The 12,043-nt window shown below is 62.1% G+C and carries 7 protein-coding genes; 4 read left to right on the top strand and 3 right to left on the bottom strand.

What is annotated here, in order from left to right; genetic code table 11:
* Positions 1-20 precede the first annotated feature (20 nt).
* Positions 21-1,928: a TonB-dependent receptor plug domain-containing protein gene (locus tag MJQ68_RS01975; RefSeq protein ID WP_238749299.1), complete on the top strand. Its 1,908-nt coding sequence runs from the start codon at positions 21-23 to the stop codon at positions 1,926-1,928.
* Positions 1,929-1,944: 16 nt separating this feature from the next.
* On the opposite strand, the gene MJQ68_RS01970 is transcribed toward MJQ68_RS01975, so the two are convergent.
* Entirely contained in the window at positions 1,945-2,595 is a 651-nt protein-coding gene (locus tag MJQ68_RS01970) for a metal-dependent transcriptional regulator (protein WP_238749298.1), read from the bottom strand.
* Between the two features lie 139 nt (positions 2,596-2,734).
* Here MJQ68_RS01970 and MJQ68_RS01965 point away from each other — a divergent pair, with 139 nt between their 5' ends.
* Positions 2,735-4,981 carry a TonB-dependent receptor gene (locus MJQ68_RS01965; protein WP_238749297.1) on the top strand — a complete coding sequence of 749 codons (2,247 nt, stop codon included), beginning with the start codon at positions 2,735-2,737 and terminating at the stop codon, positions 4,979-4,981.
* On the opposite strand, the gene MJQ68_RS01960 is transcribed toward MJQ68_RS01965, so the two are convergent.
* Positions 4,982-5,737 carry an SDR family oxidoreductase gene (locus tag MJQ68_RS01960; RefSeq protein ID WP_238749296.1) on the bottom strand — a complete coding sequence of 252 codons (756 nt, stop codon included), beginning with the start codon at positions 5,735-5,737 and terminating at the stop codon, positions 4,982-4,984.
* A 181-nt stretch (positions 5,738-5,918) separates the two neighbouring features.
* Entirely contained in the window at positions 5,919-8,213 is a 2,295-nt protein-coding gene (locus MJQ68_RS01955; RefSeq protein ID WP_238749295.1) for a DUF5682 family protein, read from the bottom strand.
* A gap of 30 nt (positions 8,214-8,243) precedes the next feature.
* On the opposite strand from MJQ68_RS01955, the gene MJQ68_RS01950 reads away from it, so the two are divergent.
* Both MJQ68_RS01950 and MJQ68_RS01945 read left to right on the top strand, forming a co-directional pair.
* Entirely contained in the window at positions 8,244-9,770 is a 1,527-nt protein-coding gene (locus tag MJQ68_RS01950) for a serine hydrolase domain-containing protein (protein ID WP_238749294.1), read from the top strand.
* Entirely contained in the window at positions 9,770-10,870 is a 1,101-nt protein-coding gene (locus MJQ68_RS01945; RefSeq protein ID WP_238749293.1) for a VWA domain-containing protein, read from the top strand. The genes MJQ68_RS01950 and MJQ68_RS01945 overlap by 1 nt, the downstream gene beginning before the upstream one ends.
* Positions 10,871-12,043 lie beyond the last annotated feature (1,173 nt).

Genomic DNA, 12,043 nt, shown 5'->3' with positions numbered 1-12,043 from the left:
GCCGATCACCTTGCCCCCCCATGATCCAGCGCCTCCTAGCCCTCGCCCTAACCTTAACCCCTTTAGTCCTTCTCCCCCTAACCCCTTGCCTGACCCAGGATGCCCCGGCCCTTTCCACCACCTCGGAGGAAGTCGTCGTCACCGGTGCCCGCTACGCCCGCCCGCTGGCCGCTTCGCCCGATAAGGTGACCGTGATCGACTCGGCCACCATTGCCCGCTCGGCCAATCTGGCGCAGCTACTCAACGAGCAGGCCGGTATCGTGGTCAACGGCGCCTACGCCAACCCGGGCAAGGACCGCAGCATCTTCCTGCGCAACGGCGGCAACCAGTACACCCTGATCCTGGTCGACGGCCAGCCCCTCATCGACCCCTCCTCCCTGGGCGGAGCGGTAGACCTACGGCTGCTCTCGCTGGACGGCATCGAACGCATCGAGATCCTGCGCGGTGCCCGCTCGCTGCTCTATGGCTCGGATGCGGTGGCCGGCGTGATCAATCTCATCACCAACAAGCAGACCGCCCCTGATCCATTTAAACTGCACCTGCGCGCCGCCGCCCAGCGCTACGGGACCTACGAGGGGCAGGTGGCCGTCTCCGGACGTACCGAGAAACTCGACTACCGCGTGGGCTACGATGTTTTTACTACCCAGGGACTGAGTGAGGCCGTCGAACCGGACTTCTCTACAAATGACTTCGATCGCGACGGGGCCACGCGGCAGACCTACACCGCCAGCCTTACTTACCGCCCCACCCCGGCGCTCACGCTACGGCCCGCCCTGCGCCGCGCCAGCTTCGACGGCGACTACGATGCCGGCTCCTTCCAGGATGCGGACAACAGTTACACCAACGAACTGTGGCTGCCGAGCCTGTCCGTCGACTACGTGCAGGACAAGTACCGCCTCGGCGCGCGCTACACCTACGCCGCTACCGACCGGGTATTCGACGACGCAGCCTTCGGGGAGAGCCCCTTTCGCGGACGCGCACAGCAGGGCGACGCCTTCGGCACTACCCTACTGGCCAAGCAGCTCACCCTTACGGCGGGGACGCAGGTGCGCTATGAATCCCTCCGCGGCGAGGCGGGCGCGGCCGACACCCTCGATGCGACCAACCTGGCCCCCTACCTCCAGCTCAGCTGGCAGGCGACCGAGCGGCTGCTGCTGGAGGGGGGCTACCGCTACAACCACCACAGCGCCTTCGGGGGGCAGAGCAACTACTCGCTATCCACCCGCCTGCAGCTGACCGAGCCGTGGAGCCTGCGGGGGTCGGTGGCTAGCGCATTTCAGAGTCCTACGCTGGACCAGCTGGGGGGTCCCTTCGGCGCCAATCCCGACCTGCAACCCCAGGTATCTACCTCGGTGGAACTGGGCACGGGACTGGCCGACGCCCGCGGCCGCTACCGCATCGACCTGAGCGTATTCCAGCGGCAGATCGAGCAGCTGATCGTATACGACTTCACCCTCGGCTACCGGAACCGCGACGAGCAGCGCGACCGCGGCGTAGAACTGGAAGCACAGGCTCTGCTGAGCAAGCGCGTCGCCATCAGTGGCAACCTGAGCTACGTGAAGGGCCGGCTCAAAGCTATCAACGACACTGGCGGAGTGACCGAGACTGAGGACTTCCCCCGCCGGCCCCGGACCACGGGCTTTCTAGGGCTTACCTATACCGCCGACTCCCCCTTTACCGCCCGCCTGTCGGGCACCTACGTCGGGGAGCGGCAGGACCTGATCTTCGACGAGCAATTCATCCCCATTCGCCCCGATCTGGACGCTTATTTGGTCGTGAATGCCTACGCCGAGTACAAGCTCCTGCGCGACCGCAGCCTGACGGTCTTTGGCGAGGTGCGCAACCTAACCGATAGCAAGTTCGTGGAGGTGACGGGCTTCAGTACGCTGGGGGTGACGCCGCGGGTGGGGGTGGGTTGGGTGTGGTAGGTTCCTCTCCCCCCCTTTACCCCACCAAAAGCTTACTAGCCACCACCTGGCTCAGCACCTCCCGCGGATGCCCGACGTAGGATACCGTGAGGGAGCCATCGTAGGCCTCCCGGGCCACTACGGTCAGCTCGGTGTGCAGACTGAGGTCGCGGTCGTTGAGGTAGTGGAGAAAGTCGTTGGAGGAGTGGTTGAGTCCGCTGATGGTGACGGTCTCGCCGACCGCGCACTCGTCCAGGCGGCGGTGATCCAGGTCGTGGATGCTGCCCTCGGTGTCGGGGATGGGTGAGCCGTGGGGATCGAACTTGGGGTGGCCCATGAGCTTATCCATCCGCGCGAAGAAGGAGGGGCTGTCCACGTGCTCGACCTGCTCGGCGATATTGTGCACCTCCTCCCAGCCGAAGCCCATCATATCGACCAGGAACATCTCCGTGAGGCGGTGCTTGCGGACCACCAGCGCGGCGGCCTTACGCCCGGCGGGGGTGAGGCGCAGGGGCTGGTAACGGGCGTACTCGACCAGTCCGCGCTCGTGCAATTTGCGCACCATGCTGGTCACCGAGGGGGTGCTCACGCCCAGGGCCTGCCCCAGTCCGGATACGCTGGCCTTGCCCTCGGCATCGGTCAGGGCGAGCAGCGCCTTGAGGTAGTTTTCTTCTGTAGGGGTGGCCATAGGGCGAAGATAGGGCGGGGACGCAGGTGCAGCGCATCAGGGACCGCAGTACAATAAAGTTAGCCTAATCTAACTTTTATCCGTAGGCGGGTGTATCTTTACCGTACCGTATTTCCTCCGCACCCGCGACCCCGCCCGTATGCACTACGTATTCATACTTCTCGCTTTGCTGTGCTCCGCGCAGGGATATGCGCAGACCGGATGGGTCGTGGGCAGCGTAGTGAGCGACGGGGAGCCCGTGTCGTTCGCTACGGTCGGACTGGCGGACGGCACACTCGGCACGGTCGCCGAACTGGACGGCACCTTCGTGCTGGAACTACCCGCAGGTGAGCAGACGGTACGGATCTCCGCCCTCGGGCAGCAGACCGCTACGGAGACCCTGCTGGTGATGGAGGGGGATACGACGGTGCTCGACCTAGTACTGGAAGCCGGTGCCGCGGTCCTCGATGATATAGTAGTGACCGGCACGATGAAGGCCGTGAGCAGAAGCAATAGTCCGGTGCCGGTGGAGGTATTTACGGCCAATTACTTCCGGGCCAACCCCACGCCGAGTGTGTTCGAGAGCCTGCAGACGGTCAACGGCGTGCGGCCGCAGCTCAACTGCGCGGTCTGCAATACGGGCGATATTCACATCAACGGACTGGAGGGACCGTACACGATGGTGCTCATCGACGGTATGCCGATCGTGAGCGGACTATCGACGGTATATGGACTCACGGGCATCCCCCAGAGCCTCATCGAACGGGTGGAGGTGGTGAAGGGACCGGCCTCCACGCTGTACGGCTCCGAAGCGGTGGGCGGACTGATCAACGTGATCACCAAAGCACCGGAAGACGCGCCGCTGGTGGCCGCCGACGTAATGGTCTCCGGCTGGGGGGAGGTGAATACCGATCTCGGCTTGAAACTCAAAGTGGGCAAAGCGCAGTCGCTGCTGGGCCTCAACTACTTCAACTACCAGCAACCGCAGGACAACAACGGGGACGGCTTCACGGACGTGACGCTGCAGGACCGGCTGTCGGTATTCAACAAATGGTCCTTCCGCCGGGCCGCCGACCGCATATTCACCCTGGCCGGTCGCTACGTGTACGAAGACCGCTTCGGGGGACAGCTGGACTGGGACCGCGGCGATCGCGGCGGCGACCAGGTCTACGGCGAGAGCATCTACACCAACCGTTGGGAAACCTTCGGCACCTACCAGTTGCCGGTGCCCGGACGGGTGATGTTCCAGTTCAGCACCAATGGACACTACCAGAACTCGGTGTACGGGCAGACGGTGTACGACGCGACCCAGTACGTCGGCTTCGGTCAGCTCACCTGGAACAAGCAAGTGGGGGCACACGACCTGCTCCTGGGGGCCTCCTACCGCTACACCTGGTACGACGACAATACCCCGGCCACCACGGAGGTATCCCGCATCCGGCTACCCGGTGCCTTCGTACAGGACGAGCTGCGCCTGAACACCAATAATATACTCCTACTAGGCCTGCGCTACGACTACAACAGCCTGCACGGCAGCATCCTGACGCCACGCCTAAACTATAAATGGAACTCGGCCAGCGGGCTGGACATCATTCGCCTCAGTATCGGCAACGGCTACCGGGTGGCCAATGTATTTACCGAAGACCACGCCGCCCTCACCGGGGCGCGGGAGGTGCGCTTCGCCGACGAGCTGCTACCCGAGACCAGCTGGAATACCAATGTCAACTACGTACGCAAGTTCTTCAGCCGCGGCGGTACGGTGGTGGGCCTGGACGGCTCGCTATGGTACACCCGCTTCGGCAACCGCATCCTACCCGACTACACCACCGACCCCACGGCCATCATCTACGCCAACCTGCGGGGCTCGGCCGTATCGCGGGGCGCCAGTCTGAGCGGGGATGTGAGCCTTAAGGGCGGCAGTAGTCTGAACGTAGGCGTGACCCTGCAGGACGTATACACCAACGAAGAAGGCCTCCGCGAGCGGCAGTTGCTCACGGAGACCTTCTCGGGGGTTTGGCAGTTGGGGGTACCGATCAAGTCCGCCCTGCTGCGCATCGACTATACGGGCAATGTGTACGGCCCTATGGACCTGCCGCTGCTCGGCGCGCTGGACGAGCGGCCCGGACAGTCCCCCTGGTTTTCCACCCAGAACCTGCAGCTCACCAAGACCTTCGCCAACGGCATGGAGGTGTACGGCGGGGTCAAGAACCTGCTCGACTACACGCCGCCGGCCAACAGCATCGCGCGGTCCTTCGACCCCTTCGACCGGGGGGTGGAGTTTGGGGCGGACGGCAGCGTACTCGCCACGCCGGATAATCCCCAGGCCCTGACCTTCGACCCTACCTACGTGTACGCCTCCAACCAAGGGCGGCGGTGGTTCGTGGGGTGGCGGTGGTCGCTGCGGTAGTTAGCCCACCAGTGCATTCAGGATCGCGCCGCCGTCTACGGTGTACTCACTGCCCGTGACGTAGGAGGCTTCATCGCTGGCCAGGAAGGCGGCTACGTTAGCTACTTCCTCGGGTTTACCGAAGCGCTTCATGGGCACGGCCTCCTGCATCGCACCGGCAAAGCCGTTGAGCTGCTCCTCGGGCATGCCGGTCTTACCGAAAATGGGCGTGTTGATGGGACCGGGATTGATGGCATTGACGCGAATGCCACGACCCGACAGCTCGGTAGCCGCCGTGCGGGTGTAGCTGTTCATCGCGGCCTTGGAGGCGGCGTAGACGGCCGTATTGGACATGCCGGTATGGGCGTTGATGCTACTGAGGTTAATGACCGAAGCGCCCTGGTTCAGAATGGGAATGAACTTCTCCAGGGTAAACAGTGCCCCCTTGAAGTTGATACCCATCTGCCGGTCGAACATTTCCTCGGAAATACTGCCCACGGGAGCGGGCTCGAATACGCCGGCGTTGATGAATAGAATGTCTACGCCGGCAAACTGCTGCCGGATCTGATCGGCCAGCGCACCGATGGCGGCTACGGAGGTGACGTCGGCTACCAGTCCGGTCACACCGAGCTTGCCGGCGGCTTCCTGCACGCGGTCCTGCGAGCGGCCGGTAATGATGACGGTAGCTCCGTCCTTTTTAAAACGCTCGGCGGTGGCGTAGCCGATCCCCGAGTTGCCGCCGGTGACGACGGCTACTTTTCCTGATAAATTAGGCATGTATGCGATTTTTTGCGCGTAGCCCCGCTCACTGATTGCAGTGGATGAGAAACTACGGCGGGTGGTTAATGCAATCTGTAACGATCGTTACAGATTATAGTTTCATCGCTCTGCCCGCTCTCTGCGTTTCTCCGCGCTCTCAGCGGTTCAAAACATAGCCACTATGTAAGCAAAGACAAGCTCAGGCAATCCACTGCAGGAGCTGCGCCAGTAGGGGGTCGGCGGGCTGCTGTACTGCTACCGGCTCTTCCCTTTCGGCGGGGGCCTCCCCTTCCCCCACCCGAATGCGTCCCATAAGTTGCTGCCGGTCGTAGCGGGAAAAGCCGGAGAATGTGCGCCGTAGTTGCGCGACTACCTCTTCGAAGTCCTCCCACTCCAGTGCGGCGATCCAGCCGTCGACCAGGTCGAACAGCGGGGGGTAGTGCAGCAGCAACTGACCACTACCGTGCAGAAATCCCCCGATCCAGGCCGCTACGGCCCGCGCGCCGCGCGCCCGGCTCAGGGCCCGGCTGAAGCGGGTGGCGGCGGCGGGACCGTCGATGCGGTCGCGGTCGTACAGCAGGCGCAGGCAGTGGCCCTCCACACCGGGGTAGACGCCACCGGCGTCGGCAGTGCGCAGCAGTCCGTCGAGCCAGAGATCGTCTAGCTCAGGATTGCCGAGCTGGGCCAGGTTGTAGTTGGCGGCGGCGAGCAGCTCGACCATGGCTTCGCCCTGCTCCTCGTCCAGGTTAGTGGCGGCGGCGGGCAGACCGGCCGTCAACCGCGGCAGCAGTTCGTCGATCACCAGCAGCAGGGCGGTGGTGTCGGTCTTGCGGCTGTCTCCGTAGCGGCTGGTCTGTACCAGGGCGGGCAGGGCGGCCAGCAGGGCGGCTACGTCGGTGGTCTCGGCGGCCCGTTCGCGCAGCAGCTGCATCATGCGGGGCACCACACCGGGCAGGGCGGCGCGCAGACAGTGTAGGGTGAGCTCGGCCAGGTCCTTGACCAGCCGCAGCCCGGCGGCCTGCTCGCGGGCGTAGGCGCCGGCGGCCGTGGCCACGGTGTTGCCGTAGCTGCCCCGCTCGATGGTGAGCAAACTGAACTCCGGCTGCCACTCCAGTAGCCACACCTCGCGGAAGCTGCTGAGGCTGTCCGGTCCGCCGGGCTGTAGCCTACCCCACTTGATGTCCAGCAGGTTAAGGCGGTGCAGGAGGTGACTCTTGCGCAGGTCGTTGGGCTGTCGCAGGTCGATGCCGCCGCGGGGGTCGGACTTCGTGGCCTTCAGGTAGTGCTGGCCGGCCGTCTCCCAGAGCTTGCTCATGCGGGTGGACTTGACCTCGGCACGCAGGTCTTCCAGGAGCGGCACCGTAGTCACGTCGGGCGGTACGAAGCCGACCGTGCCCCCTACCGTCAGCCGGTCGTGGATCAGCGCGAGGCGCTCGCGTACGCCGGCGGCCAGGGTGCTCAGTACGGCCTGCTCCAGCTCTTCGATGCCGGGCCGCTCGTGGCCGCGCAGGGTAGCCAGGGTGGTGGCCAGCCCTACCCCCTCGGTGGCCATGGCCGGACTGGCGTCAAAACCCTCTTCCCGCAGCAGGATACCGGCGGCGGACATCCAGCGCTCCACGGCGTTGCCCGGGTGGTCGAACAGCGTAGCGTACCAGGCCGGCGAGGTCACACCCGCCCCGTAGCCCGCCCCCCGCGCCAGCCGCGGAAAGGACCAGGGCACCCAGGCCTGACTGATCTTCACCCGCGGCAGTCCGCGCAGCACGGCCTTGTCGGTACTCGCCTTGCGCAGCAGGGTATCGTGCACGGCCGGTCCGTGCCAGGCCCCCACCACGATGGCGACCCGCTCGACGGGTTCTTTGAGGGCCTTGCGGATCTCCTGGCGCATGTAGGCTTCGCGCTGTTCGTTCTCGGTATCGGAGGCTTCGGGGAAGGTTTCGCGCAGGTCGGTGACGATCTGTAGGATGGCGGCGAAGGTTTCCTCCGCACCTGCGGCCCCGCCCCGTTCCAGGGTAGCATCCCACCAGCTTTCGCTATCGGGGTAGCCGGCCAGTTGGGCGACGACGGAGAGGGGATCGCGGCGCAGCTGCAGCGTCAGCTCCTTCTTGCTCTTGCCCGGGATGACGGAGGGTACGTCGAGCTCCTCCCTGGGGAAGAGGATAAACTGCTCCTCCTCGCGGTAGGCCAGGTAGTGGCGGGCGGGCAGGTCGATGGGGCGCACCTCCACGCTGTGCTGGCGGGCCCAGTCCATGGCCTGATACTCCGGACTGAAGCGCGCGAAGGGGTAGAAACTGGCGCGCTCGATGTCCTTGCTGTCGTACAGCACCAGGGCCAGCGGCGGGTGCATACCGGGCAGGGTAAGTTGGCGCAGGGCGGGCTGACTGTCGGCCGGCGCTTCGAGCAGGATCAGGTCGGGTTGCCAGCGTTCCAGTACGGCGCGCAGCCGGCGGGCGGAGCCGGGGCCGTGGTGGCGGATGCCGAGGGTGCGCACTTCCATGCGGCTAAGGTAGAAGCTTATCTTTGGCCCATGCCCACCTCCCCCACCACGCGCTGGCTCGCAGGCCTTAGTCTGCTCGCCATCCTGCTGTTTTCGGCCTTCCTCTGGCTGCGGCCCATACTAAGTATCGGCGGGGGCTACGCAGCCAAACACGCCTGCAGCTGCCACTTCCTGCAGGGCCGGGCGCTGGACGAGATCAGCAGCAATGACCTGAATTTTAGCGTGCTGGGCTGGTACGGACTAACGGTGGATAGCAACCTTATACCTGAGGAACTGCTCGAAGAACTTCCACAGATATCCCCACAGGCATTTGGGTTATTCCTACCCAAGCAGGTGACGAGTTCGCTATTCGGCATAATCGAGCGACGAGCGGTTTACCGACGGGGCATCGGTTGTACCCTGATCACTGACGAGGACTATCCTACTCCCTGGCTGGATGCAAGCTGGACGGCCTATCCGCCGCTAGTTATGCCGCTGCCTACAGGCTCATACCGTGCGCCTCTGGACACGGCACTCTTGTGGGGCGGGTCCGCAGGTGCAAGCTATTTTGCCGCCGAACCGGAAGCTTTTTTTCTTACCGGCAGGGACAGTACGGTCGACGTCGCAGATCAACGGTACTCTTCCGAACTCGAAGCTGCCCTTGACTACGGCATGCAGCCCGTCCCCGGCGGCAGCGCCCGCGGCATAGTCATTCTGCAGGATGGCAAGCTGGTAGCCGAGCGCTACGCGGAGGGATATACGGCGAACACTCCCCTGCTCGGCTGGTCGATGACGAAGACCCTGACCGGCCTCCTCGTCGGCACCCTAACCCCCACCCCGTCGGCCGACAAAGGAAGCTTCGCAACCGTCGGCGGACGACGGGGGCTGTTCCCGGAGCTGTGGACGGATAAGCGGCGGGAGATCAGTCTGGCCGACCTGCTGCACATGAACTCCGGCCTGGCCTGGAACGAGGGCTACGGCACCCTCACTGATGCCACCGTCATGCTGCACGAGCGGCCCGACTTTGCCGACTTCGCCCTACGCAGTCAGCTCACCGAACTACCCGGCACCTACTGGGCCTACTCCAGTGGCACCTCCAACATCCTGATGGAGTACCTGCGCCGGGAGGTGGGCGGCAACGACGCGCTCTATGGCCTGATCGACTCCGTTTTCGGCAAGGTGGCCCCCTCCCTGCTCATCGAACCCGACCAGAGCGGTCGGCCCGTAGGCAGCAGCTACGGTTGGGCCACGGCCCGCGACTGGGCGCGGCTCGGTCAGCTGATGCTGCAGGACGGCGTATGGGACGGCGACACCCTCCTGCCGGCCGGCTGGGTCGACTTCATGCGCGAGCCCGCCGCGGGCAGCGAGGGCGTGTACGGCGGCCACCTCTGGCTCCCCGGACCGGATATACCCGCCCTACCCGCAGACGCCTACATGATGCGGGGCTTTCAGGACCAGCGGGTGTTCATCGTCCCTAGTCGGAATATGGTGATCGCCCGCCTGGGGCACGGGGAGGACAAGGTCACGGACTTCGACGGGCTCGTCTCCCGCATCCTCACTGCCGCAGCCGGATCCTGATGAGCGACTACGACGAATACCAGCGCAAGTGGCGGCTCATCCTCGGGCAGGACGCACAGGGTGCGGACGGTGGTCCCGAGCTCCCCGCCCGCGCCGCCGGCATGGACGCTACCCTGGAAGCGCTCTACGGCTCTGACGAGCGCAAGGGCGGGCTGGGGGCCTCCAGTCCGAACGTCAACCGCTGGCTCGGCGATATCCGCAAGTACTTCCCTACCGACACCGTACAGCTCCTGCAGCGCGACGCCCTCGAACGACTGGGCCTGCAGCAGATGCTCCTGGAACCGGAACTCCTCGAGACCATCACCCCCGACGTCAACCTGATCGGCACCCTGCTGACGCTGAAGAACGTACTGCCCGAGCGCAGTCGGGAAACCGCCCGGACGGTCGTGCGCCGCGTAGTAGAGGAGATCGAGCGGCAGCTGCGGCACCCCCTGCAGCAGGCCTTTGCGGGGCGGCGGCGGAGTCAGTCGCGCACCCGGCGTCCGCGCCCCAGCGACATCGACTGGGACCAGACCATCCGCGTCAACATGAAGCACTACCAGCCGCAGTACCGGACGGTGTTGCCGGTGAGCCTACGCGGACAAAAGCGCAGCAAGGCCAGCCTCAAACACATCATTCTGCTCATCGACCAGAGCGGCTCCATGGCCACTTCGGTGGTGTATGCCGGGGTACTATCCTGCGTGCTGGCTAGTCTACCCAGCGTGAAGACCCACATCGTCGCCTTCGACACCAGCGTCGTCGACCTCACCGCCCAGTTGCCCGACCCCATCGAGCTACTATTCGCCCTCCAACTCGGCGGCGGCACCGATATCGGTCGCGCCCTCAAGTACGCCGAGCAGCTCAACGTAGCTCCCCGCGATACCGTCCTGGTGCTGCTGAGTGATCTGTTCGAAGGCGGCTCGGTACCCAATATGCTGCACAGCGTACGCCGTCTGGTGAATACCGGCCTCACTTTCCTCCCCGTGCTGGCCTTGAATGACCAGGGGGCTCCGGCCTACGACCACGATGTAGCTGCGCTACTGACGGAGTTGGGGTTGAAGCCGTTTGCGAGTACGCCGGGGGCGTTTCCGGAGGTGTTGGCGCGGGCGTTGTATGGGTGAGGTGGGTTGGGTGTTTTATTTTTAGCGGTGCTACGTGGAGACAACTGGGGTATGGTACAGGGCTGGTGTTTCGACGCATGGGGGGCGGAGCCGTGACGCATCGATTGAGGCGGTTCTATTGCGTGAATACAACATACGGGTGGTGTATTCACGTCAAGTGGGGAACAACGTCAAGTGGTGTATTCACGTCAAGATGTTGACGTAGATTGGGGGGCTACACGCAATGCGTTAGTCCGCTTGTTCGGCGAAACGACCGGCATTCAAGCCGATAATACTAAAAAAGGCACAATTCAAAATGGCGCTCAAGCTGCTATAGATTTACTTCTTGAATTGAATTGTTGATTGCTGCATTCAATTCCTACAGGAGCAGGCACTAAACCGTCTTTTGATATGGTTCTATCATTCAAGCTATTCTACAGAATCATTTCGATACTAGAGTTATGAAAACCTATGTGACGTTTTTAGTAATAGTAACTATTCTAATATTGTATAAGCTGTTTATCGAACAAGATGTATTAAATAATTGGTACAGCCTTTCTGATTTACAGTTTAATTCTACCAATGACTACCTTACAGTTCGAGAGGCACATAAGATTAAAACCATATCTGTTATTCTGATCCTTGTTAGTTGTTTAGGCTTGCTGATGATATCTCTCTACAAATATTTGACCACGAGGCAAAGAAGATTCATTATAGGTATTATCTTGCCTATTGTAATTTTTGCTTTAAGCCTATTTCAAAGCGTCATAAGCAAATTTTCTCGGATATTTTAGCTCGAATTGGAATCGCACTTATAATAGTAACAATATGATGAAAGGAAAATCAAGAATACAATGTTTACACGCAGTAACATATACATTATAATTTGGTATGGGGTGGACACTATTAAATATTTTAATTGTACTCTTTGGCGCTATTATATGCTTGCTAAGTAAGTATTATAAACACGTGTCCTTTGGTTGGGGCCTGGGTGACTTGATTTGGCACCTAATTATGTATGCAACTATCATAACGTATATTACTGTAATCACAATAGTATTTCATCGAAGCATAGAATTTAAGCAAATTTCAGCTATAGGATTTGGGGTAATTTGGTTGTTTATCATTAAAAGGTACTTTATTAAGAGGCGCAGAATACAGATGGAATGGAAAAATTTTCTATGAGCAAACGAA

This window comes from Neolewinella maritima (assembly GCF_923081025.1).
GTDB classification, from domain to species: domain Bacteria; phylum Bacteroidota; class Bacteroidia; order Chitinophagales; family Saprospiraceae; genus Neolewinella; species Neolewinella maritima.
This window is presented reverse-complemented; position numbering and strand designations above follow the sequence as displayed.